At 57.3% G+C, this 26,082-nt stretch carries 22 protein-coding genes and 1 tRNA gene; 15 read left to right on the top strand and 8 right to left on the bottom strand.

All coding sequences use genetic code 11. The features are described 5' to 3' along the window. Positions 1–82 precede the first annotated feature (82 nt). From OLX72_RS08260 to OLX72_RS08300, 9 genes are all read left to right on the top strand, one after another. On the top strand, positions 83–838 hold the full coding sequence (locus tag OLX72_RS08260) for an ABC transporter ATP-binding protein (RefSeq protein ID WP_114872453.1): 756 nt from the start codon (positions 83–85) through the stop codon (positions 836–838). A 9-nt stretch (positions 839–847) separates the two neighbouring features. Further along, positions 848–1,801, top strand: a complete 954-nt coding sequence (locus tag OLX72_RS08265; protein WP_114871639.1) for a branched-chain amino acid ABC transporter permease — start codon at positions 848–850, stop codon at positions 1,799–1,801. 81 nt (positions 1,802–1,882) lie between these two features. Continuing rightward, positions 1,883–2,959, top strand: a complete 1,077-nt coding sequence (locus OLX72_RS08270) for a branched-chain amino acid ABC transporter permease (protein ID WP_114871638.1) — start codon at positions 1,883–1,885, stop codon at positions 2,957–2,959. A 51-nt stretch (positions 2,960–3,010) separates the two neighbouring features. Beyond that, positions 3,011–4,318, top strand: a complete 1,308-nt coding sequence (locus OLX72_RS08275) for an ABC transporter substrate-binding protein (protein ID WP_368073721.1) — start codon at positions 3,011–3,013, stop codon at positions 4,316–4,318. A gap of 68 nt (positions 4,319–4,386) precedes the next feature. After that, complete coding sequence (locus tag OLX72_RS08280) at positions 4,387–5,211, top strand: ABC transporter ATP-binding protein (RefSeq protein ID WP_114871637.1); 825 nt, start codon at positions 4,387–4,389, stop codon at positions 5,209–5,211. Between the two features lie 14 nt (positions 5,212–5,225). Next, positions 5,226–6,443 carry a phenylacetate--CoA ligase family protein gene (locus OLX72_RS08285; RefSeq protein WP_433990256.1) on the top strand — a complete coding sequence of 406 codons (1,218 nt, stop codon included), beginning with the start codon at positions 5,226–5,228 and terminating at the stop codon, positions 6,441–6,443. Between the two features lie 105 nt (positions 6,444–6,548). Continuing rightward, the gene (locus tag OLX72_RS08290; RefSeq protein WP_114871636.1) at positions 6,549–8,192 is read left to right on the top strand and encodes an ABC transporter permease; all 1,644 of its coding nucleotides are present in this window, start codon (positions 6,549–6,551) and stop codon (positions 8,190–8,192) included. 149 nt (positions 8,193–8,341) lie between these two features. Further along, entirely contained in the window at positions 8,342–9,742 is a 1,401-nt protein-coding gene (locus OLX72_RS08295; RefSeq protein WP_114871635.1) for a selenium-binding protein SBP56-related protein, read from the top strand. Between the two features lie 12 nt (positions 9,743–9,754). Beyond that, positions 9,755–10,408 carry a hypothetical protein gene (locus OLX72_RS08300; RefSeq protein ID WP_114871634.1) on the top strand — a complete coding sequence of 218 codons (654 nt, stop codon included), beginning with the start codon at positions 9,755–9,757 and terminating at the stop codon, positions 10,406–10,408. A 70-nt stretch (positions 10,409–10,478) separates the two neighbouring features. Here the strand turns inward: OLX72_RS08300 and OLX72_RS08305 are convergent, their stop codons facing one another. The 3 genes from OLX72_RS08305 to OLX72_RS08315 all read right to left on the bottom strand — a co-directional run bounded on the left by OLX72_RS08305 (position 10,479) and on the right by OLX72_RS08315 (position 11,991). Continuing rightward, positions 10,479–11,498: a Fe(3+) ABC transporter substrate-binding protein gene (locus OLX72_RS08305; protein ID WP_114871633.1), complete on the bottom strand. Its 1,020-nt coding sequence runs from the start codon at positions 11,496–11,498 to the stop codon at positions 10,479–10,481. A gap of 207 nt (positions 11,499–11,705) precedes the next feature. Then, positions 11,706–11,831: a type B 50S ribosomal protein L36 gene (gene ykgO, locus OLX72_RS08310; RefSeq protein ID WP_114871632.1), complete on the bottom strand. Its 126-nt coding sequence runs from the start codon at positions 11,829–11,831 to the stop codon at positions 11,706–11,708. An 85-nt stretch (positions 11,832–11,916) separates the two neighbouring features. After that, a tRNA-Val gene (locus OLX72_RS08315) sits at positions 11,917–11,991 on the bottom strand. A gap of 149 nt (positions 11,992–12,140) precedes the next feature. Here OLX72_RS08315 and OLX72_RS08320 point away from each other — a divergent pair. Further along, positions 12,141–13,001 (top strand): N-formylglutamate amidohydrolase, encoded by an 861-nt coding sequence (locus OLX72_RS08320; RefSeq protein WP_433990257.1) that lies wholly within the window; start codon positions 12,141–12,143, stop codon positions 12,999–13,001. An 8-nt stretch (positions 13,002–13,009) separates the two neighbouring features. Here the strand turns inward: OLX72_RS08320 and OLX72_RS08325 are convergent, their stop codons facing one another. From OLX72_RS08325 to OLX72_RS08340, 4 genes are read right to left on the bottom strand one after another with little or no spacing between them, the layout of a single operon-like run. Then, entirely contained in the window at positions 13,010–14,164 is a 1,155-nt protein-coding gene (locus tag OLX72_RS08325; RefSeq protein ID WP_114871631.1) for an ABC transporter permease, read from the bottom strand. Beyond that, a complete protein-coding gene (locus OLX72_RS08330; protein WP_114871630.1) occupies positions 14,161–15,189 on the bottom strand; it encodes an ABC transporter permease in 1,029 nt (342 codons plus the stop codon). Before OLX72_RS08330 ends, OLX72_RS08325 begins: the two co-directional genes overlap by 4 nt. Beyond that, on the bottom strand, positions 15,186–17,099 hold the full coding sequence (locus OLX72_RS08335; protein ID WP_433990258.1) for an ABC transporter substrate-binding protein: 1,914 nt from the start codon (positions 17,097–17,099) through the stop codon (positions 15,186–15,188). Before OLX72_RS08335 ends, OLX72_RS08330 begins: the two co-directional genes overlap by 4 nt. Continuing rightward, entirely contained in the window at positions 17,092–18,864 is a 1,773-nt protein-coding gene (locus OLX72_RS08340) for an ABC transporter ATP-binding protein (protein WP_114871628.1), read from the bottom strand. The genes OLX72_RS08335 and OLX72_RS08340 overlap by 8 nt, the downstream gene beginning before the upstream one ends. Positions 18,865–19,119: 255 nt before the next feature. On the opposite strand from OLX72_RS08340, the gene OLX72_RS08345 reads away from it, so the two are divergent. From OLX72_RS08345 to OLX72_RS08365, 5 genes are all read left to right on the top strand, one after another. Further along, positions 19,120–19,605, top strand: a complete 486-nt coding sequence (locus tag OLX72_RS08345) for a class I SAM-dependent methyltransferase (RefSeq protein WP_114871627.1) — start codon at positions 19,120–19,122, stop codon at positions 19,603–19,605. 100 nt (positions 19,606–19,705) lie between these two features. Further along, positions 19,706–21,787, top strand: a complete 2,082-nt coding sequence (locus OLX72_RS08350; protein ID WP_114871626.1) for a 3-hydroxyacyl-CoA dehydrogenase NAD-binding domain-containing protein — start codon at positions 19,706–19,708, stop codon at positions 21,785–21,787. A 5-nt stretch (positions 21,788–21,792) separates the two neighbouring features. After that, entirely contained in the window at positions 21,793–22,962 is a 1,170-nt protein-coding gene (locus OLX72_RS08355; protein WP_114871625.1) for an acetyl-CoA C-acyltransferase, read from the top strand. An 11-nt stretch (positions 22,963–22,973) separates the two neighbouring features. Further along, entirely contained in the window at positions 22,974–24,173 is a 1,200-nt protein-coding gene (locus tag OLX72_RS08360; protein WP_114871624.1) for an acyl-CoA dehydrogenase family protein, read from the top strand. Next, positions 24,170–25,342, top strand: coding sequence for an acyl-CoA dehydrogenase family protein (locus OLX72_RS08365; protein ID WP_433990259.1), 1,173 nt, complete (start codon positions 24,170–24,172; stop codon positions 25,340–25,342). Before OLX72_RS08360 ends, OLX72_RS08365 begins: the two co-directional genes overlap by 4 nt. Here OLX72_RS08365 and OLX72_RS08370 read toward each other — a convergent pair. Next, positions 25,300–26,064 (bottom strand): 2-dehydro-3-deoxygalactonokinase, encoded by a 765-nt coding sequence (locus OLX72_RS08370; protein ID WP_114871622.1) that lies wholly within the window; start codon positions 26,062–26,064, stop codon positions 25,300–25,302. The two genes, OLX72_RS08365 and OLX72_RS08370, sit on opposite strands and share 43 nt — an antisense overlap. Positions 26,065–26,082: the final 18 nt, after the last annotated feature.

Raw genomic sequence — 26,082 nt, forward strand, 5'->3', positions numbered from 1 at the left:
ATGAAAAGATGAAGGGCGGGGCAGCGTGAAAGAGACCGAAGGCTATGTTACGGCTGATGGTCGCCAGATTGGCGGTACGGTGATGGAAATGAAAAACATCACCCTGCGCTTTGGCGGAGTCGAGGCGATCAAGGATATTTCGTTTGATGTGCACGAGGGCGAAGTGCGCGCCATCATCGGGCCGAACGGGGCCGGCAAATCATCGATGCTGAACGTGATTTCCGGGTTTTATCACCCGCAGGAGGGTGAGGTCTGGTATCGTGGATCGCAACGTCCTTCGATGAAACCTTATGAGGTGGCACGTCAGGGGATTGCGCGCACGTTCCAGAATATTGCGCTGTTTGAAGGCATGTCTGTGCTGGACAATGTGATGACCGGTCGGCTGACGCATATGAACGCGGGCCTGCTGAGCCAGGCGATGTGGTGGGGCAAGGCGCGCAGCGAAGAAATGGAGAACCGCGAAAAGGTTGAGGAAGTCATTGATTTTCTTGAAATTCAGGCGATCCGAAAAACGCCTGTGGGGCGGTTGCCCTATGGGTTGAAGAAACGGGTCGAGCTGGCGCGGGCGCTGGCGGCGGAGCCGAAAATCCTGCTGCTGGACGAACCGATGGCGGGTATGAATGTCGAGGAAAAAGAGGACATGAGCCGCTTTGTTCTGGACGTGAACGATGAATTCGGCACCACGATCGTGTTGATCGAACACGATATGGGGGTGGTGATGGACCTGAGCGACCGGGTGGTCGTGATGGATTACGGTAAAAAGATCGGCGACGGTACGCCGGACGAGGTGCGCAATAATCAGGACGTGATTGATGCTTACCTTGGCGTTCAGCACTAGGGGCTACTGATGTTAAAAGATATCTTTGTCACACCGTTTATCGACATGGTCGAAGCCCCCGATTTCCTGATGCAGGTGCTGTGGGAAGGGCTTGTTTCCGGTATCCTTTATGCATTGATCGCGCTGGGCTTTGTTCTGATCTACCGGTCATCGCGCATTTTCAACTTTGCCCAGGGGATCATGGTGGTGTTTGCCGCGCTGACCCTTGTGGGGCTTTACGAGATGGGCGTTCCGGCGTGGATCTGCGTGTTGCTGACGCTGGCCGTGATGTTCGTACTGGCAGTGACCATTGAACGGATCGTGCTGCGCCCGCTTGTCGGGCAGCCCGATATCATCCTGTTCATGGCAACCATCGGGATCACCCTGTTTCTGATCGGCTTCGGCGAGATCATCTTCGGTGGCGAAAACAAGATCATGATCACCGAAGAACTGGGGATTCCGACGGACAGCTGGGTTCTGGAACCGTTTGGCGGCCTGCTGATCCTTGAACAGAAGGATGTGACAGCCGTGGCCGTCGCAGCGATGCTGGTTGTCGGCTTGCTGGTGTTTTTGAACAAGACCCGTATGGGCCGGGCCATCCGTGCGCTGGGCGATGACCATCAGGCGGCCCTGTCTGTTGGCATTTCACTGCAGACCATCTGGGTTCTGGTCTGGTTCATTGCCGGTATCATCGCGCTGGTCACGGGCATCGCGTGGGGGGCCCGTGCAGGTGTTTCCTTTGCGCTTGAGGTGATTGCCTACAAGGCGCTGCCGGTGCTGATGCTGGGCGGGCTGGAAAGCATTACCGGCGCGATCATCGGCGGGCTGATGATCGGAATGCTGGAAAAACTGTTCGAAATCTATTGGGGACAGCCGCTGATGGGGGGCAACACCGAAACATGGTTTGCCTTTGTTCTGGCGCTGATCGTGCTGCTGTTCCGCCCGCAGGGACTGTTCGGAGAAAAGATAATCGAAAGGGTCTAGGGCGGCGCGGGGCGCGCTGCACCAGACACCAAAGGCGGGCCGCAAGGCCCCAACCGTTCAAGCAAGTAGAAGAGAACCAAGATGCTTTACAGAACCGCAGGTCAGTTCAAGACATCCTATGTCAAGGATCAGGCGCTGTTCCCGGTGCGTCAGGACGCGATCCTGCTGATGGTCATTCTGGCCTTTGTCTGGATCATCCTGCCGATGACAGCGTCCGAATTTGCGTTCCAGACGCTGCTGATCCCGATCCTGATCTATTCGCTGGCGGCGATGGGGCTGAACATCCTGACCGGCTATGCCGGACAACTGAGCCTTGGGACCGGCGCGTTCATGGGTGTGGGGGCTTATGCCTGCTACAAGATGGTCACCATCATGCCCGAGATGAACCCGGTGCTGGCGATCCTGCTGTCTGGGTTCTTCAGTGCAGGCGTCGGCGTGATGTTCGGCATCCCAAGTTTGCGGATCAAGGGATTCTATCTGGCGATTGCGACGCTGGCGGCGCAGTTCTTTCTGGTCTGGCTGTTCGAAAAATGGGCCTGGCTTTACAATTACAACGCGTCGGGTGCCATTCAGGTGCCCAACCTTGATATGTTCGGGGTGACGGTGGCGGGGCCGCTGGCGTCGTCAATGACGCAGTACTACGTCGTGCTGGTGATTGTCAGCCTGCTGACCTTACTGTGTATCAACCTGACGCGCGGCAATCTGGGTCGCACGTGGAAGGCAACGCGGGATATGGATATCGCCGCGGAACTGATCGGCATCAACCTGATGAAATCCAAGCTGACGGCTTTTGCGGTGTCCAGCTATGTCATCGGTGTTTCGGGGGCGTTGTTCGTGTTCATGTGGCGCGGCGCGGCAGAACCGAACCTGTTTGATATTCCGCTGTCGTTTCGGGTGCTGTTCATCGCCATTATCGGTGGATTGGGATCGATCATGGGCAACTATCTGGGTGCGATCCTGATCGTCGGGTTGCCGGTTGTTCTGAACACCGTACCCGAAGCGTTGGGGCTTGATATCAAATCGGCCACGGTTGAACATCTCAACATCATGATCGTCGGATCGCTGATCATCTTTTTCCTGATCATCGAACCACATGGATTGGCGCGGCTTTGGGCGCTGATCCGCGAAAAACTGATTATCTGGCCGTTTCCGCATTAGGGGGCGCCATTCATGCAAGACGTTAACGAAATCAAAATCCACGGGAGGAATATGATGAAACACCTAACCAAATTTGCACTTGGGGCCGCGATGGCTCTCGGCGTTGCGGGATCGGCCGCGGCAGAAGGCCTTTATGCACCCAACCTGTCCTATCGGACCGGTCCGTTTGCGGCGACAGGTATTCCGCTGATGAACGGCCAGAAAGACTATATGGAAATGCTGAATGCGCGCGATGGCGGCATTGGCGGCGTCAAGATCGATTTTGACGAATGCGAAACCGGCTATTCCACGGAAAAAGGCGTGGAATGCTATGAGAAAACCAAAGGCAAGGCGATCGTAACGCAGCCATGGTCCACAGGTATCACGTTGCAGGTTCTGCCCAAGACGAACGTGGACAAGATTCCGATCCTGGCCCCCGGCTACGGCTTTAGCCCGATGGCAGACGGCAAGGTGTTCCAGTGGGCGTTCAACATGCCTGCATCTTACTGGGATGGTGCATCGATGATCCTGACGGAGTTGGGTGGTGGCGATCAGGCCGGACTGAAGGGCAAGAAAATCGCGTTTCTGCATCTGGATCACCCCTATGGCAAAGAGCCTTTGCCCTATCTGGAAAGCAAGGCCGCCGAGCACGGTTTTGAATTGCTGCCCATTCCGGTCGGTCTGAAGGAAATGCAGAACCAGTCGGCGCAGTGGCTGCAAATCCGCCGTGAACGTCCCGACTTTGTCGTGATGTGGGGCTGGGGCGCGATGAACGCCGGTGCGATCACCGAAGCGGTGAAAACCAAATACCCGATGGACCAGTTCGTGGGCGTCTGGTGGGCGGGTCATTCCGATGACCTGCAAGCCGTTGGCGAAGACGGAAAAGGCTACCGTTCGATCAGCTGGTCGATGCCGCAGTCGGATGCGCCTGTCATGGCAGACATTCGCAAGCATGTTTTTGATGCGGGTAAATCCCTAGCCAGCGAAGAAGAGATGGGCGAAGTGTTCTATCAGCGTGGCATCGTGATTTCGATGATCCTTGCCGAAGGTATTGCCGCCGCTCAGGCGCATTTCGGCGACGCCAACATAAACGCCGAACAGTTGCGTTGGGGTCTGGAAAACATCGACATCACCGAAGCACGTCTGGCCGAGCTGGGCATGTCGGGCATGGTGCCGCCGTTCAAGACATCCTGTGCCGACCATACCGGTCACTCGGGTGGCTGGATGCTGGAATGGAACGGTTCCGAGTTCGTGCAGGCCAGCGATCTTCTGGTGCCTGATACAGATGCAATTTCTGCGCTCGAAACTGCCAAAGCTGCCGAATATGCCGAGGCAAATGCGCCCTGGCCGGTAAACGAAGCGTGTAACGCAGAGAGCTAAGCAATGCGCCACCGGCGGTCTTGTGCCGCCGGTGGACACCCTGATGCCTTTTGCCAAGAAGAGCGACCATGCTGGACAGTTCCAAGACCACCGAGACCCTGCTTGAGGTCAACAATATCGAAGTGATTTACAATCACGTCATTCTGGTTCTGAAAGGGGTCAGCCTGTCGGTTCCCAAGGGTGGGATTACGGCCCTGCTGGGCGGAAACGGCGCGGGCAAAACCACAACGCTCAAGGCGATTTCGAACCTGCTGCATTCCGAACGCGGTGAAGTGACCAAGGGGTCAATCCTTTATCGTGGCGAACGCGTGCAGGACAAAGACCCATCCGATCTGGTGCGCAAGGGCGTAATTCAGGTCATGGAAGGGCGCCATTGTTTTGAACACCTGACCGTCGAGGAAAACCTGCTGACCGGTGCCTATACACGCCGCGATGGCAAGGGGGCCGTCGAGGCCGATCTGGACATGGTCTATTCCTATTTTCCGCGGCTGAAAGAGCGCCGTAAATCGCAATCGGGGTACACATCCGGCGGCGAACAACAGATGACAGCGATCGGGCGCGCGCTGATGTCCAAACCGGAAACCATTCTGCTGGACGAGCCGTCTATGGGGCTTGCACCGCAACTGGTTGAACAGATTTTCGGCATTGTGAAGTCCGTCAATGAAAACGAGGGCGTCAGCTTTTTGCTGGCCGAACAGAACACCAATGTCGCGCTGCGATTTGCCCATTACGGCTATATTCTTGAAAGCGGACGGGTGGTCATGGACGGGCCGGCGGCCGAATTGCGCGAGAACCCGGATGTAAAGGAATTCTATCTGGGGATGTCGGATGAAGGGCGCAAATCGTTCCGGGATGTGCGTTCCTATCGCCGCCGCAAGCGGTGGTTAAGCTGATGCGGGATGCTGCTATGACCCATTTTGACAATCTGGAAACACGATCTGCCAATGATCGCGCCCGTGATCTGGCTACGGCACTGCCCGCGCAGATTGCGCGTGCGCAGGCTTTGGCGGGCTATGCGGGCCGTCTGGACGGTGTGGACGCAGCGGCCATTAAGGATGCGGCCGCGCTGGCCGGTTTGCCAGTGTTGCGCAAATCCGAAATTGGCACCGCGCAGGCCGGGCAACCGCCTTTTGGCGGGTTTACCATGCGGCCCGCATCGGGGTTTGCCTATGTTTTCCAATCGCCGGGGCCGATCTATGAACCGGGCGGGATCGAACATGACTGGTGGCGCATGGGGCGGTTCCTGCACGCCTGCGGCATTGGCAAGGGCGATATTGTCCAGAACTGTTTTGGCTATCATCTGACACCCGCCGGCATGATCTTCGAAAGCGGTGCACGCGCGGTTGGCGCGGCGGTTTTGCCTGCGGGAACGGGCCAGACCGATTTGCAGGTTACGGCGGCGCACGATACCGGCGTTACCGCCTATGCTGGCACACCGGATTATCTGAAGATCATATTGGATCGTGCCGACGAAATGGGTGTCAAACTGGGCATCACGCGGGCCGCCGTGGGCGGGGGCGCGCTGTTTCCGTCACTGCGCGCGGAATATGCAGAGCGGGGCATATCCTGTCTGCAATGTTACGCAACCGCCGATCTGGGCAGTATCGCTTATGAAAGTGCGGCGATGGAAGGGATGATCGTCGACGAAAATGTCATCGTTGAAATCGTGACCCCGGGCACCGGCGATCCGGTCCCGGACGGTGAGGTGGGCGAAGTCGTCGTGACCACGCTGAACCCCGATTACCCGCTGATCCGGTTCGCCACAGGCGATCTGAGCGCGGTGTTGCCCGGGACCAGCCCGTGTGGCCGCACCAATATGCGTATCAAAGGATGGATGGGCCGCGCGGACCAGACGACCAAAATCAAGGGTATGTTCGTGCGCCCCGAACAGGTGGCGGCGCTTGTCGCGCGCCATGAAGAAGTGGTGAAGGCCCGCGTCATCGCCTCGCGGAGCGGCGAAATGGATGTGATGACGGTTCAGATCGAAAGCGCCGGAGGTGACGCGGATGCCTACGGCGCATCCGTCGCCGAAGTGCTGAAGCTGAAAGGCAAGGTAGAGGTTGTCGCCCCCGGCACATTGCCCAAAGACGGTCTGGTGATCGAGGATCAGCGCACATACGATTGATCAATCGCTCTGGCAATTCCGACTGATTTGGTCAATTAAGGGTCACTGCCCCGTTTGGGGCACCCAAAGAGACTGACCCCGAGGTTTCCGTTGAATAGCGCACACATGCAGAGACAATCCCGTTCCGGGGACAGCCTGCGATGGTTGGGTGTGCTGGCATCTGCCACGGCGATTGCCTGTGTTCTGCCCATGCTGGCGGTGCTGATTGCCGCGCTTTCGGGCGGCACAGACACGGTTGCGCATCTGATCGACACGGTGTTGCCGCGTTATGCCGGTACGACACTGGTTCTGGTCCTGCTGGTGGCGCTTGGTACATTCGCGTTGGGTGTTGGCGCGGCATGGCTGGTGACGATGACCCGGTTTCCCGGAGTTCGGATACTTGAGATTGCATTGGTGCTGCCGCTGGCCTTTCCGGCCTATGTTCTGGCATATGCCTATACCCACATTCTGGATCATCCCGGCATTGTTCAAAGCACCCTGCGCGATGTAACGGGCTGGGGCCCGAGAGATTACTGGTTTCCCGAAATCAGATCCGTCGGTGGCGCGGCGGTTATGTTGATCCTGGTTCTGTATCCTTATGTCTATCTTCTTGCCCGCGCTGCATTCCTGCAGCAAAGCGGAACCACTTTTCTGGCTGCTCGGGCCTTGGGCAAAAGCGCCTGGGCGGCCTTTTTGCAGGTCAGCCTTCCGATGGCGCGGCCCGCAATTGCCGGCGGTGTGTTGCTGGCTGTGATGGAGACGATCGCAGATTTTGGTACGGTCGCGTATTTTGGGGTCCAGACATTTGCGACCGGGATCTACACCAGTTGGTTTTCAATGGCAGATCGCGCTGCCGCAGCCCAGCTTGCCCTGTGTTTGCTGACATTTGCGCTTATGCTTGCCATGCTGGAACGGTATCAGCGTGGCAACGCCAAATACCATGATACGTCAAAACGTCACCAGACCATGCCGCCGGCAGAATTACACGGTGTTCGCGCGGCTTTGGCCTTTTTCCTGTGCGCGGTTCCTGTCGTGTTCGGGTGTTTGCTGCCGGTTGCGATTCTGCTGCAAATGGGCCTTGGGTCTGAACAGGATTTGTTCAGCAGCCGGTATCTGAGTTTTATCCGAAATTCGATCACGCTGGCGGGCACTGCTGCGGTTCTGACGGTGTGCGCTGCGGTTGCGGTTGGGTTTTTCCAGCGGTTGCGGCCCGGGCGTTTGTCTTCTGCGGCCGCCTATGCCGCGCGGTTGGGCTATGCGGTTCCGGGGGGTGTAATCGCGGTCGGGCTGATGGTGCCTTTTGCGGTTTTCGATAACGTGCTGGACAGCTGGATGAGGTCAACCTTTGATATCTCGACCGGGTTGCTTGTGACGGGGTCGATATGGTTGCTGGTTGCGGCCTATATGGTGCGCTTTCTGGCGGCTGCGCTGGGCGCTTATGAAGGTGGTCAAAGCACAGTACATGCCAATATGGATGCCGCGGCGCGATCCCTGGGGCAAACCCCTTTTGGTACGCTTCGTCGTGTGCATCTGCCGATTTTGACACCCAGTTTGTTGACCGCTTTGCTGATCGTATTCGTTGATGTGATGAAGGAATTGCCAGCCACGCTGATCATGCGACCTTTCAACTATGATACCTTGGCGGTGCAGGCGTACCGGCTGGCATCTGACGAAAGACTGGCCGGTGCTGCGGTGCCCAGTCTTGTGATTGTCGCGGTTGGTTTGCTGCCGGTTGTTCTGATTTGTCGGCAGGTCGGCAGACAGATCTAGCGCAGGCACCGTTTCGGCGGTTTTCGAATTGTGAAGTGAAAAAGCTTGACTGAATCGGTCAACTTCGTCGACGCTGGACCAGCGCGAAAATAATTCCAAAAAAAAATGGAAAACGGCGAATTCAATTCCAATCTCTGGGAGGAGAGCCAATGAATTTGAGACCAGACCCCACCTTTCACCCGTCCCCGAAAATGGCGATGGAAGCACCGGTGGAAACCGTTGCCTTTACCCTGATGCTCAGTCCGGACGGATCAAAGCCGGATGGTTTGGCAGTCGTCGATGTCGACCCCAAATCGAAAACCTATGGCGATATTGTCCATCAGGTGATCATGCCGAACAAAGGGGACGAGTTTCATCATTTCGGCTGGAATGCCTGTTCTTCGTCTCTGTCGCCCTTGTCGGGCCACGCGTTTCTGGAACGTCGTTACCTTATTATTCCGGGGATACGGTCTTCGCGGATTTACATCATTGATGTCAAGGAACCGCTGAAAGCAAAGATTCACAAGATCATCGAACCCGAAGAGGTGTTTGAAAAAACCGGATATTCCCGCCCGCATACAATCCATTGCGGACCGGAAGGCGTTTATGTTTCGACATTGGGCGGGGGTGGCAAGGATGGCACTGACGGACCGCCGGGTATCTTTATCATGGATTGTGAAACCTTCGAAATTCTGGGCCGCTGGGAAATGGACCGGGGCATTCAGGACAAGCACTACGATTTCTGGTGGAACCTGCCGCGCGATTACATGGTCAGTTCGGAATGGGGCCTGCCACCGCAGTTCGAAAACGGGATCGTTGCCGAAGACCTGCTGAGCAACAAATATGGCCACAAGATCCATTTCTGGGATCTGCGGGCGCGCAAGAATGTCCAGACCATTGATCTGGGCGAAAACCATCAGATGGCATTGGAAATCCGGCCGGCGCATGACCCTGTGAAAGAGTACGGATTTTGCGGTGTCGTCGTGGATACGACCAACCTGCAAGGTGCCATATTCACATGGTGGCGCAACAAGGACGGAACGTTTGAGGCCAAGAAAACGGTCACGATCGATCCCGTACCTGCCGATCCGGATGATCTGCCGGACCTTCTGAAAGGGTTCGGGGCGGTGCCGCCGCTGGTGACGGATATCGATCTTAGTCTGGACGACAAATATCTTTATGTGGCGTGCTGGGGATTGGGGGAAATGCATCAATACGATGTATCGGATCCGATGAACCCCGTTCTGGCCGGCAAGGTCGAAATCGGCGGTATCGTCGCCAAGACAAAGCACCCCAACGGCGAAGAGTTCGGCTATGGCCCGCAGATGGTCGAGATCAGCCGCGATGGCAAACGCGTCTACTGGACCAACTCGCTTTATTCCACATGGGACGACCAGTTCTATCCGGGCGAACGTGGTGCTGCGATGGTTATGGCGAATGTCGGCGAAAAGGGCGGCCTGACTCTGGACAAGGATTTCTGGGTCAAGTTCCCTGATGGCTATCGGTCACACCAGATTCGTCTTGAAGGCGGGGATTGTTCCACTGACAGCTTTTGCTATCCGTCGGTCTGATCGTTGACTGAAATGCTTTCCGGTGCGGCTGGCCTGTGGCTGGCCGTTATCGGGGTTGGATTATACCATGGGGCCAATCCCGGCATGGGTTGGCCCCTTGCCGTCTCGGCCGCCCTGATGGAGCAGAAGGCCGGTGCCTTGCCGCGCGCGCTTGCCGCGCTGGCAGTGGGCCATTTTGTGTCCATGGTCGGCATTCTGCTTCCCTTTGCGTTCATGTACGTCCTGATCGATTACCAGCGCGAAATCCAGCTGGGTGCCGCGGTATTGGTGATCGGGCTTGGGGTGTTTTTGTTGCTGAACCGGCGTCATCCACGGTTTCTGGCGCGGATTCCGCCTTCTCGTCTGGCGCTTTGGTCGTTTCTGGTGGCACTGGCGCATGGGGCCGGATTGATGCTGGTCCCGATTTACCTGGGGCTGTGCGAAATGTCGGAACTGGATGCCGGCCATCAAGCTGCGGCGTCGCTCATGGGCGAAAACGCTGGTCTTGCGATCGCCGTTGCGCTTGTTCACACGGCCGCAATGATCGTTGCGGGTGGCGGCATCGCGCTTGCCGTGTATCGGTGGCTGGGCCTAAAATTCCTGACCAAAAGCTGGTTCGATCTGGATATCGTCTGGGCGCTTTCGCTGGTTCTGGTCGGTACAATCGGATTTTTCCACGCGCTTTAGCCGAAGGGCAGGCAAAAAAACGCGGGTCGCCAAACCCGCGTTTCAAAAATTTTTTGGTATGATGGCCAGATTACTTCCAGCCCACTTCGTTAAAGATCTTTTGCGCGGTTGCGATGTTTTTCGCAACGGCTGACAAATCGACGTCATCCGCTTGGAATGACCCAAGTTTTTCAACCGAGGGAGACAATTGCACGCCCTCGACAACAGGGTATTCATCGTTTCCGGCCGAGAAATACTGCTGCGCCTGATCCGAAGCCAGATATTCGAGGAATTTTACCGCGTTGTCATAGTTCGGGGCATAGGCCGCAACACCGCCTCCGGACAGGTTCATGTGTGCGCCGTTGCCATCCTGATCGGGGAAAAGCCAGCCGATCTGATCGATGCTTTCGGAGACGCCTTTTACATCCGTGCGGATCGCGCGGGCAAAGTAATAGGTGTTGGATACAGAGATATCACATTCCCCCGACACAATGCCGCGCAGCTGATCTGTGTCGCCACCTTGCGGGTCGCGTGCCATGTTGGCCACGACGCCGGTTGCCCAGTCACGGGCCGCGTCTTCACCGGCATGTGTGACAATCGCTGCCAGCAGGGTTTGGTTGTATTCATTGCTGGACGATCTGATGCAGATCTGGCCCTTGTACATCGGATCTGCAAGCGCGGCATAGGTTTGCGGCGGCGTGTCGACGGTTTCTGTGTTGTAAAAGATGATGCGCGAACGCTGTGACAAACCAAACCATTGGTTGTCGGTGTCCTGCAACTGCGGGGGAATGCGGTCTTCCAGAATTGCGCTATCGACAGACTGTAAAACGCCCAGGTCCTTGGCCCGTGCCAGACGGGATGTGTCGACCGTCAGCAGGATATCGGCGGGGCTGTTGGCGCCTTCTGCCTGCATCCGCGCCAGCAATTCGTCAGCCTTGCCTTCAATCCGGTTGATCGTGATGCCGGTTGCATCGGTAAAATCGGAATACAGGCGTTCGTCTGTGTCGTAGTGGCGCGAGGAATAAAGGTTCAGTTCGCCTTGGGCTGTGGCCATGGTGGCAACGGTTCCGGCCAGTGCAATTGCCAGCGTTGGAGTAAGAAGTTTCGTCATCTGAGGAGCCTTTTTGCATGATGTGCGAGTGCTTCGGATATTTCCGACTAAAACCATCAGAAACATGATTCTGCGGGGAGCGCAATCATATTCTTACTGTTTTAGTCGGTTATTATTCGTGCCTAAGACCCGCACGCAAAAAAGCCGCCCGAAGACCGGGCGGCTTTTTTATGTCTGAACGCCCATACAGGCGTTTTGACCGGTGTCTTATCCCTGACGGGCCTTGAACCGGGGCTGCGTCTTGTTGATCACGTAGACGCGGCCTTTGCGACGCACAATGCGGCAATCACGATGCCGTGCTTTGAGCGAACGGAGCGAATTTCTGACCTTCATGGGTCTTCTCCTGGTCTCGTGGCGCGGGCCAGCGCCGGGGTTGCGGGTGTTCGGAACGGCGATGCCATCCAAAACAGTGAATTCATGGTGGGCACTACAAGGTTCGAACTTGTGACCCCTTCGATGTCAACGAAGTGCTCTACCGCTGAGCTAAGCGCCCATGAATACCAACAGGAATAACTGTGCCCCAACAAAATGGGGCGCGGAAATCCGCGCCGGTAGGCGGTCTATAAAAGGAGTCGCAGAAGGGATCAAGGGCTTTTGGCATTTGACTTTAATGCGCTATCATATCCCATAAGGAGAATGGAAATGCAGAACGACGCCTTTGATCTGATTCTACCGGAGCACCGCACATCCTGTGCGGTTTTCGCTTCGCCACACAGTGCGCGCAATTATCCGCACGCCTTTGTACGCCAGTCGGTTCTGGATGAACATATTATCCGGTCTTCCGAAGATGCATTTGTTGATCAGTTGTTTGGCTGTGCGCCGGAATTTGGCGCCCCTTTTCTGAAGGCGGGCGTTCCGCGTGCCTATCTGGATCTGAATCGCAGCCCCGATGAACTTGACCCGGCGTTGATCGAAGGGGTGGAAAAGCACGGGCACAACCCGCGCGTTGCGTCCGGTTTGGGTGTCATTCCGCGGGTGGTGGCCAATGGTCGCGCGATCTATCGGGGCAAGCTGCGACGGGCAGAGGCACAGCGCCGTATCGACCAGTATTGGTATCCCTACCATCACGCCCTGCAGAACCTTCTGGATCAGGCGCTTTCGGATCATGGCCGCGCCATATTGATCGATTGCCATTCAATGCCGCACGAGGCGATGGACGGTATTGCAAGATCAGGGGTCAAACGCCCCGAGATTGTGTTGGGGGACCGGTTCGGAGCCGCGGCAAACGGTGAAATTGTCGACCGGATCGAATCCGCATTTGCGACGGCGGGTTTTGTTGTTTCGCGCAATGCACCGTTCGCGGGGGCCTATGTGACGCAGGCCTATGGACGCCCGTCGCGCCAGCAACACGCCATTCAGGTCGAAATTGACCGGTCGATCTATATGAATGAAATCCTGATCCGGCCGAACAAGAACTTTGATGCGTTCCAAAGAACCCTGCGCGGCGTGATTGCAGAAATCAGTGCGATCGGACAACGGCGCATGCCACTGGCCGCCGAATAGCGCAGCTGTCAGCTTTTATATGGGTCCAGTGAATCGCGCAGGCCGTCACCCAGAAAGTTGAAGGCCAGCACAACGATGATGATCGGCAGCATCGGAATGGCGGTCCACGGATAGATTTCGATCGACGCAAGGTTCTGGGCATCGTTCAGCATGACGCCCCAACTGACCGCTGGCGCGCGCAACCCGAGGCCCAGAAAACTGAGCGCGGTTTCCCCGAGGATCATCGCCGGAATTGACAGGGTTGCGCTTGCGATAAGATGGCTGAGGAAATTGGGAAGCAGATGGCGCTGGATAATCCGCTTTGGTTTGGCCCCCATCATTTCCGCAGCGCGTACATATTCCTCTTCGCGCAAGCTTAGAAATTTTGATCGGACGGACCGGGCCAGTCCGGGCCAGTCCAACAGGCCCAATATGATCGAAATTATGAAAAAGACGGCAACTGGCCCCCAGTGCGACGGCACCGCCGCCGATAGGGCCAGCCACAAAGGCAGTTCCGGCAGAGAGCGCAAAATCTCGATCGTGCGCTGGATCAGCCAGTCCGTCTTGCCGCCGAAATATCCCGCGATGCTGCCAAAGCCGATGCCCAGCAGGAACGATACGCTGATCCCGATCAGACCGACGGTAAGAGACAGTTGCGCGCCGTAAAGGATGCGGGAAAACACATCGCGACCAAGCCTGTCAGACCCCAACAGAAACACTGTCGCACCTTCGGGGGCGCAGAACAGGTGTTTGTTGGTCTTGATCAGCCCGGCGAGTTTATAGGTGCCACCCTCGCAAAAGAATTCAAGCGGCATGGGGGTGTCGAGCTGCGGATCATAATACCAGCGGAATTCTGTCAGATCGGCCCGTGCAACCAGTGGAATGACATGTGGTCCGATGAATTTTCCCTGATTGAACAGGTGGATCCCCTGCGGCGGGGCATAAAGATGATCGGTGTGGCGTTCGTTCGGTGTATAGGGCGCGATGAAACCGGCAATCGGCAGCATCAGATAGGAAAACAACAGGAACAGACCGGAAATCAGGCCAAGCTTGTGACGGCGAAAGCGGCGCCAGACCAGCACCCAGTTGGGCGCATCCATATCCGTGCGTTCAAGTTTGTGCAGGTCTTCGCTTGGATCGTAAGGTGCATCGTCAACATACCGGCCATCGGGCAGAATGGTCATAATTCGCGCCCCCCGTACCGGATGCGCGGATCAAGCAGCATCAGCAGAACATCGGAAATCATCGTGCCAATCAACGTGAGCAATGCCACGAACATCAGCACAAACCCTGCCAGAAACTGATCCTGACTTTTCAGGGCGGCCAGAAGATCGGGGCCGATGGTTTGCAAGCCCAGCACCACAGACACCAGAACCGACCCCGAAACCATGGCGGGCAGCAGGTTTCCGATATCGGCGACAAACGGGTTAAAGGCCACACGCAACGGGTATTTGGTCAGCATCCGCGCCGGCGCCATGCCTTTGGCTGTAGCGGTTTCCACATAGGGTTTGCCCAGTTCGTCCAGCATATTGGCGCGCAGCCGTTGCATCATGCCTGCAGCACCAGAGGTGCCGATCACGAAGGTCGGTACAATCAGGTGAACCAGCACCGATTTGACCTTTTCCCAACTCATCGGTTCACCTTCGAATTCGGGGGACATCAGGCCGCCGATGGGCAGGTCGAAATATTTATGGCCATAATAGAATAGAATAAGCGCCAGCAGAAAGTTGGGGGTGGCAAGGCCCAGATACCCGACGAAACCCGCCGTGTAATCAACCCAGCTTTCCGACTTTGCCGCCGCCAGAACACCCAGAGGAAGCGCCACGATATAGACAAACAACACCGCAGAAAGGTTCACCAGAACCGTCAGCCACAACGCATCCCCGACAATTTCCGACACTGGCCTGTCGAATTCGAAAGACCAGCCAAAATCGCCTTGTATCAGGCCGGAAAACCCGTTTGGTCCGGGCGCGAACCCGACCCAGATCAGGTATTGTTCCCAGATGGGTCGATCCAGGGCGTATTCTTCGCGCAAGAATTCGGCCTTGGCCACGCCAGAGCTTTGCCCCGTCGCGCGCAGTTCGTTGATCTGGTTGCTCAGGTAGTCGCCGGGCGGCAGGTTGATGATCACAAAGATCAGCACCGACACCACAAGCAGCGTCAGCAGCATCGTGAAGAAGCGGTAGATCGCGTAGCGCAAGACCATCATTGTGTCACGGGCTCCGGCTCAAAATAAAATTCATCGATCCGGTGCACGCCAAAATGCGCGCCCGGTTCCCATGTCCAAAGGGCGGTTTCGGGGACGTTGCGCAGACGTTTGGACACGACGACGGGTTGGGGTGTTTCAGAGATGATTCCAATCCCGAACAATTGGTCGGCATGAATCTCAAGCATTTCCTGCCAGATACGACTGCGTTCCGTTTTGTCAGTCGTGCGTTCCCACGCATGTGCCAGATCCAGCAGTCGCTGTGCGGGTTCCAAATCTGGCGGTTCACCGGCTTGTCCTGTCGTTTGATAATATTGCCCCCACATCGGCCAGGCAAAGAAATCCTGCGTTGTGGGTGCAAGGTAGGTCGGTGGGGTCATGGCCGTGGGAATACCGTTGTCCCACCCGAACCAGACCGCCCCCATGGTGACGCCTGCATAGACCCTGTTGCGCAGGATATCGCGATCCAGCGGGCGCATCACAAGTTGCACGCCAATGTCGCGCCAGGTGTCTGTCACGATCTGAAGAACGTTTTCGACTTCTTGCCGTTCGCCGGCTGTTTCGATGATAAAACGCAGCGGACGACCATCCGGCAGTTTGCGAAACCCATCGCCGGTTCGCTCTGTCAGGCCCATTTCATTCAGCAGGGCGTTTGCCTTTTCAACGTCATAGGTTGCCCAGGCTGTCCGGTTTTCATCTTCAAAAAACGGGCTTTGCTTTAGAACCGTCATGCCGCCTTCGACACCCAGACCAAAATACAGCCCGCGATTGATCATGCGTCTGTCTATGCCCAGAGACAGCGCCCGCCGGAACCGGACATCGCGCAAGATATCGCGCCAGATCGGATCTGCGAAATTCAGGTTGGGATAAATCGCGATTTGCGATGCGACGGCATTGGACCAAAGATGAACGACATAGTTTCCGCCGTCCAGTTCGCCCTTTTTCAGAATCGGAACATCGCGAAAATCCAGGCCACGTGCCTGCAGGTCTGCTTCGCCCGCATTGGCCTTGGCCGCGATGAGACCCGAGCCTGTCACTGTCATTTCGACAATGTCGATATAGGGCAGCTGAACGCCCTTTGAATCGATCCGGTGGTAATAGGGGTTGCGCACAAACAGATACCGAGATGTCGAATTGTTCGATGCACTCATCCACGGTTGCAATGTCGGTTCGTCCGGATTGTCGAACTTGTACATGTTATCCAGTTTGTTGTGCAGTGCCGCCCAACTGTTCACCCGCTTTTCTTCGACGATTTCGGCAAGGGTTTCCGGATCTACAAAATCCTTGTGAAACTGTTTCAGGTAATTGGCGGGCCGGTAGATAAACGGCGGGCGCGCTTCGGCCAGCAACTGAAGAAACCGTCCGTTCGGCTTGGACCATTCAAAAATGACGGTGTAGCGGTCGGGAAAGCTGACTTCGGGATATTCGCCCTCGACGCTCATGAATTCGGGCGGGCCTGTCGGGCTAAGTTCCTTGTTATTGGCGATATGTTTCCACCAGTATTCGAAATCGGCCGAGGTGAACGGCGCACCGTTGGACCAGCGGTGGCCAGGGCGCAGATTGAACACGAAGCGCCGGTTGTCATCTATTTCATAGCTGGACAGGATATCCGGCTTCAGTTCGTAGTTTTCATCGTAGCCGACCAGACGGGCGTAGCCATAAACCACCATTTGCCGCACGTCTTTCGAACGGGATACCAAGGTGCGCATCGTGCCGCCCTGCACGCCAAAACTGCGGCCTTTTGCGGGTAGATCCACAATCAGCGGTTCTGCGGGCAAACGTGCTGCAATCGGGGGCATATCGCCGCGTTCAACTTCGCTTTGCCAGAATGTGCTTTCCTTCAGCACAGGGGTTTGCGCGGCTGCCGCGCTGCCCCAGATCAGGAGGATGGATAAGATCAGCAGTCTATACATGGCACCGTACCTTGTGGCCGGGTGACAATTCGGTCAGGGCGGGCAGTTCTGTTTCGGTCATGCGGAACGCTTCGGGCCACGCCATCGGGCTGCCCGCGCCCTGCGCCACGATGTTCAGGTCGATGGGTCGTGAAATATCGGGTTCAGGCTGGGCCGCGATCAGCGCCTTGGTGTAGGGGTGGCGTGGATCATAGAACAACGTGGCCGGTGGCGCCTGTTCTACCACCAGTCCCTGTCGCATCACGGCCACTTCGTCGGCGATACGTGCAACGACGGCCAGATCGTGGCTGATGAAAAGATAAGACAGGTTCATCCGGTCGCGGATATCTTCCAGAAGGGTCAGTATCTGGTCCTGAACGGACACATCCAGTGCTGATGTCGGTTCGTCACAGACCAGAAAAACCGGATCAAGCGTCAGGGCGCGTGCAATCGAAAGGCGCTGCCGCTGGCCGCCGGAAAAGGCGTGCGGATAACGGTACAGCATATCGGGGTTCAACCCGACCTGCGTCAGTGACGCTGCCGCGCGTTCCCGTTGTTCGGTGCGGTTTCCAATGCCGTGAATTTCAAGCGGCTCGGTCAATGCATCCACGACCCGCATACGCGGATTAAGCGAGGAATAGGGATCCTGAAACACCATTTGCGCCTGTTTTTGAAAAGCAAAGCGCTGCGTTTTGTCCAGTGCGTGAACCGCCAGCGGCGTGGTGCCCTGTTCCGCTGTGAACATGACCGAACCGCCCGCGTCCGGGCGTTCCGCGCCCAAAGCGATGCGCGCGCAGGTGGTTTTGCCCGATCCGCTTTCCCCCACCACCGCCAGTGTCTTGCCGCGCGGTACGTTCAGATTGATGCCCCGGCAGGCGTTCACCTCGATCTTGGGTTTCCAGGCCGATGCGCCGCGCACGTAATAGGTTTTCGATACGTCGGACATCGACAGGATCAGATCCTGCTTTTCCAGCGGGGGCGCGCCCTTGGCAACGGCTGGTATCAGCGGCGCGGCGTTGAACAGTTTTTGTGTGTAAGGATGCGCCGGTGCGGACAGTACCAGATTGGCAGCACCGGATTCCATCACCCGCCCGTTGTTCAGAACAACAACCTGTTCAGCCATGTTGGCAACAACACCCAGATCATGCGTGACCAGAATGACGGCCATGCCTGTCTCGCGCTGCAGATCCTTGATCAGGCCCAAGACCTGCGCCTGCGTGGTTACGTCCAGCGCGGTGGTTGGTTCGTCGGCGATCAGAAGATCCGGTTTGGCAACCATCGCCATCGCGATCATAGCCCGTTGACGCATGCCGCCTGACAATTCGAAGGGGTAGGCGCTGTACACCCGTTCGGGATCGGGAAATCCGACCCGATCGAACGTTTGCAAGACAGTCTTGCGCGCCGCACGCTCTGACAGGCCGTCATGCAGTTTCAGAACCTCGGACACCTGATTGCCGATCCGGTGCAACGGCGACAGTGATCGCATCGGTTCCTGAAAGATCATCGAAATGTAGTTGCCGCGGATATCGCGCATTTGCCGTTCACGGAGCGACAGCAATTCGACAGATTTGTCAGCGCGACTAAAAGTGATGCTGCCCCCCAATATCCGTGCGGTACTGGGCAGAATCCGCAGGATCGTGCGGCACGACAGTGTCTTGCCAGAGCCGCTTTCACCGACCAGGGCAAGTGTCTGTCCGGGAAGGACAGCAAAACTTACATCGCTGATGACCGGCGGCGCCTTGCCGAACCCGATGCTCAGGTTGTCAACTTGCAACAGGGGCTTCATTCAATCCGGTTCCAACTGTCTATTGTCCAAAAAGGCCACTCACACAAAAGCTTCAGGACAATGGACCCGCAGCGCAATCATACCATCACCCATTGGCAGCCTGTTAGTCAAATCCGATCTGGCGAATTTTGTGCAGGGCGACCCGCCCGAAACAGACACAAGACCCTACACATTCCGAATTGGATCAGGCATCTAGCGTTCGGATCCGGTGGGCGCCTCCGCCGGATCAGGACGACGGAAGATAAGGAATGATACATGACCCGCCTTGACCTGTTCATTGACCGTATGGTGTCGCAACGTGCGTGCCTGAACTTTGCTGTCGAGCAGACCGGAAACCTGCCCGGCCCCGTTTTTGAACTGGGGTTGGGAAACGGACGCACCTACCACCACTTGCATGAAATCGTGAAGGGCAGGGACATCTATGTTTTTGATCGCGCGGTTGAATCTCATCCCGAGTCTACGCCAGACCCCGACCATATGATTCTGGGTGACGTGATCGAAACACTGCCTGCGGCCCTGCGGCGGTTTGGCGCGAAAGCCAGCCTGATCCATGCGGATCTGGGGGGGCATATTCCGGCCCTCAATGATGCGTTTGCACGCACATTGTCACCGCTGATCGAACCTTTGCTGGCCGTTGGCGGCCTCATGGTTTCAAGTGATCGCATGTATTTCAACGATCTCGAAGAACTGCCTTTGCCACCGGGGGCCGTGCCGGGCCGATGCTTTGTCTATCGCAAGTAACAGTTTTTACGACGCAGCGTTACGCAGCACACCCTTGATCCCTGGACAATAAAAGAACAGCCTTGCGCCAACGGAATTCCAGTTTTGCGGGGACGACCTGATGTCTGAAGTGATTGCTTACGAACTGCACGGAGATATTGCAGTGCTGCGGGTGCAAAACCCGCCGGTGAACGCATTGGGTCACGCGGTGCGGCTTGGTCTGGACAAGGCGATGACACGGGCCGAGGGAGAGGCCAAGGCAGTTGTGATTGTTGGCGATGGCCGTTCGTTCCCCGCAGGTGCCGATATCAGCGAGTTTGGAAAGCCGCCGCAAGACCCCTGGCTGCCTGATCTGTGCAACCGGATCGAAGCATCGCCGCTGATAGTCGTTGCTTGCTTGCATGGCACCGCTTTGGGCGGTGGTCTTGAGGTGGCGCTGTCGGCGCATTACCGCATTGCCGTTCCGTCCGCGAAAGTGGGGTTGCCCGAGGTGCATCTGGGTATTCTGCCCGGTGCAGGCGGCACCCAGCGGTTGCCGCGTCTGACCGGGGCCAAGGCGGCTTTGGGCATGATCACAACAGGCCGGCATGTCGGCGCGGACGAGGCGTTGCAGATGGGCATTCTGGACCGTCTGGAAAAAGGTGATCCGCAAAGCATCGGCGTGGGTTATGCGCAGGCATTGCTGGATCAGGGGGCGCCGCGCCGTCCGGTTTGCGATATGCCGGGGCCGGATCCTGTCGATTTCGATGTGGTTTATGCGGACGTGCTTGCCAAGGGGCGGGGACAACTTTCGCCAGCAACGGCAGTACGCGCGGTGCAGGCCGCAAGCGAGTTGCCTTTTTTCGAAGGTCTGAAGCGCGAGCGGGAATTGTTTTCCGAATTGATGGCAACGGATCAGCGTCACGGATTGATCCATGCGTTTTTTTCAGAACGTGCAGTCAGCAAACTGCCAGAGTTGCAAGGCATTGCGCCACGTGACGTCAAGGCGATCGGCGTGATCGGCGGTGGCACCATGGGCGCGGGAATCGTTACCGCGGCCTTGTTGTCGGGATTCGCAGTGACCTTGATCGAAATGTCTGACGCGGCAGCCAAAGCGGCCCGCGACCGTATAGAAGGCAATCTGGGCGGCGCGCTCAAACGTGGCAAACTTAGTCAGGAACAATATGATGCCCTGACGCAAAAGGCCCTCACACTGGCCACGGATTACAATGCGCTAAGCAATGCTGATCTGGTGATCGAAGCGGTTTTCGAAGACATGGCCGTCAAGAAAGACGTATTCGCCAAGCTTGACGCAGTGTGCAAACAGGGGGCCGTGTTGGCGACCAATACATCCTATCTGGATGTGAATGAAATCGCGGCAAGCACGTCGCGGCCGCAGGATGTGATCGGGCTGCACTTTTTTTCGCCGGCCCATGTCATGAAGCTGCTTGAAGTGGTGGTGGCCGACAAAACCGCGCCGGACGTGGTGGCCACCGCATTTGCGCTGGGCAAGGCAATGCGCAAGGTCGCCGTGCGCGCGGGCGTGTGCGACGGCTTTATCGGCAACCGTATTCTGAGCGCCTATCGCACCTGTGCCGACCATATGATTCTGGATGGGGCCAGCCCCTATCAGATCGACAAGGCGCTGACGGATTTCGGTTTTGCCATGGGGCCGTTCGCGGTGGCCGATCTGGCGGGGCTGGATATCGGCTGGGCCAGCCGCAAGCGGTTGGCCCCCACCCGCGATCCGCGTGAACGGGTGCCGGATTATCCCGACCGCCTGTGCGAGGCGGGCCATTTCGGGCAGAAAACCGGCAAAGGCTATTATATCTACGAGGCGGGCAAACGCGGGGGCACGCCAAACCCCGAAGTGATGGAGTTGATCGCCGCAGAACGTGCATCAAAAAAGATCACACCACGGGCGTTTTCGGATGAAGAGATCGTGCGCCGCTATATGGCAGCGATGGTCAACGAGGCTGCCAAAGTAGTGGGCGAAGGCATTGCGCGCCGCCCGCTGGACGTGGATATGACGCTGCTGTTTGGTTATGGGTTTCCGCGTTATCGCGGTGGGCCGCTGAAATGGGCAGACCTGACCGGATTGCCCGAAGTGTTGAAGGATATTGAAACCTTCGCACAGGAAGATGCGTATTTCTGGCAGCCCGCGCCGCTGTTACAGGAACTGGTCCGTGACGGGCGCAGTTTTGATGATCTGAACAAAGGATAATCCTGATGAAACAAGCTGTTATCGTTTCGACGGCTCGTACGGGCCTGGCAAAATCGTTCCGCGGATCGTTCAACATAACGCATGGCGCAACCATGGGGGGGCATGCGGTTTCCGCAGCGGTCGAACGCGCCGGGCTTGATCCGAACACCATCGAGGATTGCATCATTGGCTGTGGTTTTCCCGAAGGGGCGACGGGCCAGAATATTGCCCGCCAGATTGCGATCCGCGCCGGTCTGCCAGTCACCGTGTCGGGCATGACGGTGAACCGCTATTGTTCCAGTGGTCTGCAAACGATTGCACTGGCAGCCCAGGCAATCCAAGCGGGTGCCGGCCCGATGATTGCGGGCGGTGTTGAAAGCATTTCGATGGTGCAGCCGAACACCACGCCAACGCCAGAGGCGTGGATTCTGGAACATAAACCGGCAATTTACATGGCGATGATCGAAACAGCGGATATCGTGGCAAAGCGATACGGCATCACGCGGGACGCGCAGGATGAATATGGATTGCGCAGCCAGCAGCGGATTGCGGCGGCGCAAAAGGCGGGCCTGTTCGAAGATGAAATTGTTCCGATGCAGACGGTCATGGCTGTGAAGGACAAGGAAACCGGAGAAGTGTCACAACACAAGGTCACGGTAGATCGCGACGAATGCAATCGCCCGGGTACGGTTCTGGAAGGGTTGCAGGCGCTGCAACCTGTGCGCGAAGGCGGCTATGTTACTGCAGGCAATGCCAGCCAGTTAAGCGACGGGGCCGCCGCGTTGGTGATGATGGATGCGCAACAGGCCGAACGGCAGGGGCTGACCCCGATGGGCGCGTTCAGGGGCTTTGCCGTTGCCGGATGCGAACCCGACGAAATGGGCATCGGGCCGGTGTTTGCCGTGCCCCGTCTGCTTGAACGGCACGGGCTGAAGGTTGACGATATCGACCTGTGGGAGTTGAACGAAGCGTTTGCGTCGCAGGCGTTGTACTGCCGCGACAAGCTGGGAATTGATGACGAAAAATGCAACGTGAACGGCGGGTCCATCGCAATCGGGCACCCGTTTGGAATGACAGGTGCGCGTATGGCGGGCCATCTGCTGCGCGAAGGACACCGACGCGGGGCAAAGCTGGGAGTGGTGACCATGTGTATCGGTGGCGGCATGGGGGCCGCGGGCTTGTTTGAAATCTACTAGGGGCATTTGTCATGGACCTGAGTTATTCTGATAAAGAACTGGCCTTTCGGGAGGAAGTGCGTGCCTTTCTGAAGGCTGAATTGCCATCAGACCTGAGTGACAAGGTGCGCGCCGGCGCAACCCTGAGCAAACAGGACCATGACCGTTGGCACGCGATCCTGCATGCGCGCGGATGGCTTGCCATAAACTGGCCAAAGACGTTCGGGGGTGCCGAATGGAACGCCGTTCAACGCCATATTTTTGAGGAAGAATGCGCGCGTGCCTATGCGCCGCGGGTGGTGCCGTTCGGTCTGACGATGCTGGGCCCGGTGTTGCAAAAATTCGGATCGAAGGAGCAACAGGATCATTGGCTTCCCCGTATCCTGAATGGCGCGGACTGGTGGTGTCAGGGGTATTCCGAACCCGGTGCCGGGTCTGATCTTGCATCGTTGAAAACCAGCGCCGTGCATGACGGCGACCACTATGTGGTGAATGGCCAGAAGACGTGGACGACACTGGGCCAGTACGCAAACATGATTTTTTGCCTTGTGCGGACCGATCCGGGGGTCAAGCAGCAGGAAGGCATATCGTTTCTGCTGATCGACATGGAAACGCCGGGTATAAAAGTGCGCCCTATCATCCTTCTGGATGGCAGCGCCGAAGTGAACGAGGTCTGGTTTACAGACGTGCGTGTGCCTGTCGAGAATCTTGTAGGCGAGGAAAACCAGGGGTGGACCTACGCCAAGTATCTTTTGACCCATGAACGCACGAACATCGCCGGTACAGGGTTTTCCGCGGCGGGCCTGGACGCCTTGAAGCGCATTGCCCGCGCCGAGGTTGCGGGCGGTCGGCCATTGATCGAAAACCCCCTATTTGCTGCGCGGATCGCACGGGTTGAAATCGAATTGATGGCGATGGAAATCACCAATCTGCGCATGATCAGCAAGGCGGCGTCAGGGCAGGCGCCGGGTGTTGAAAGCTCGATGCTGAAGGTCAAAGGCACGATCATCCGTCAGGAGATCAATGATCTGACACGCCGTGCGGTCGGGCCTTATGCGATGCCGTTCGTGTCCGAAGCGATTGAAGGCGATAACGCAGGCATCGGGCCGGATTACGCACGGCCGGTTGCAAGGCAATATTTCAACAACCGCAAGATTTCGATTTACGGCGGTTCGAATGAAATCCAGCGCGAGATTATCGCCAAGACCGCGATGCGGGGGCAGACAGGATGAATTTCGAACTGACCGAAGAGCGCCGGATGCTACAGGACAGCCTGCGGCGGTTTCTGGCGGATAAATACACAACGCAGGTGCGAAACCAGATACTGGACAGCACCGCGGGCCTGTCTGCGACGATCTGGTCCCAAATGGCAGATCTGGGCGTGATCGGCGCATTGCTTGGCGAAGACAAGGGCGGCTTTGGCGGAACGGGGTTTGACATTACAACCGTGTTCGAAGAACTGGGCCGCGCCGGTGTGGTCGAACCGTTTCTGGATACGGCCATTCTGGGTGCCGGTCTGATTGCGGAACTGGGCACCGACGATCACGCCGGAATTCTGGAGGATGTGATGGCCGGATCTGTGCATCTGGCATTTGCACATGGTGAGCCAACCAGCCGATATGATCTGAACATTGTTGCAACAACCGCGCAGAACCGAGGAGATCACTATGTTCTGAACGGGCGCAAATCGGTTGTGGTGAATGCCGAGGCGGCCGATCATCTGGTGGTGTCTGCCCGGACATCCGGTGATGTTGATGATCAAAACGGCATTTTGCTTTTCCTTGTTCCGTCAGATGCAGACGGGCTTGAACTGAACGGCTATCCGCTGATCAGCGGAGGGCGCGCAGCAGAAATCGTTATGGACGGTCTTGTGCTACCGCAAGACGCGTTGCTGGGCAGTGAGGGTAACGGGTTTGACGCAATCGAAAAATGCGTGGCTATGGCCAATGTTGCCTTGATCGCCGAGGCGCTGGGGGCGATGGAAACAGCCGCGCGGCTGACGCTGGATTATCTGGGCACCCGTACGCAATTTGGCCGTCCGATTGGTTCGTTTCAGGTACTGGCGCACCGAATGGCGGATGTGTTTATCGAACTGAAACAGGCGCGTTCGGCCGTGATTCTTGCCGCGGGCCATCTGGAAGCGGATCGTGTCACGCGTGAGCGGCATGTCAGTGCCGCGAAACATCTGATGGGTCGCGTGGGCAAACTTGTCGCCGAAGAGTCAATTCAGATGCACGGCGGTATCGCAATGACGCAGGAATACGAACTGGCGCATATCGCCAAACGTATCGTGATGATCGATCATCGGTTTGGCGACACCGATCATCATCTGGAACGCTTTATCGCGCTTGGTGCGGATCAGTTGGCGGGGCGGTCCGGGACTGCGGCCACCACCGCATAAGCCACCTTCAACCCGTTCAGGATCATGTCTTCCCAGGGCGCAACAGCCACTTCGGCACCCTGCATTTGCAACGCCTTGGTGTATAGATCTGTCAGGTTCCCGATCATGACGATCTGCTGGCCCAGCCAATAGGGTTTTGCCGCGGCCAGTTCCGCACCGACCAGATGGCCGGTTACCCTGTCCGGCGCGTTCATGGTTCTGGCGCTGCTCAACTGGCGGGCCAGACGATCGGGATGGGACAACGTGTCTGACACGGCATCGCAAAAACCGTCGGTCGGGTGCTGCGCCCCGGCCAGAGCAGTGATCAATTCAGGGGTCAGGAACGTTTGAAAGCTGACGACTTCGCCCGCCGAAATCTGCGCCCACAAGGTTGCTGCGCCATGTACGCAAATGACGCCTTCGAAAACGGGGTTCACGGACAAATAGCCGGTGATCACAGTTTCCAACCCGCTGCTGATTGCGGGCGGATTGTGTTGCGCCAGCGCGGGAACGGCGGCGATATTGGACGAGATCGAAGTTGCGCCAACTGTTTCAAACGGGGTGCAGGGCACGATGCGGGAAGGGCCGGGCAAACCACATGCGATGATCGGCCCCTGAATTTTTGCAGCATAGTCGGTGAAGGCGGTCACAGGCACGTCTTTGCACGCCAAAACCTGTTCGGCCTGCAGTTCCCAAACCGTGACGTGTTCGCCATCGACATAGGCTGCGGCCCAGTTATCCATGGGTCTGAACCGGTCTTT

It is taken from the genome of Sulfitobacter sp. TBRI5, assembly GCF_051013555.1.
GTDB lineage: Bacteria > Pseudomonadota > Alphaproteobacteria > Rhodobacterales > Rhodobacteraceae > JL08.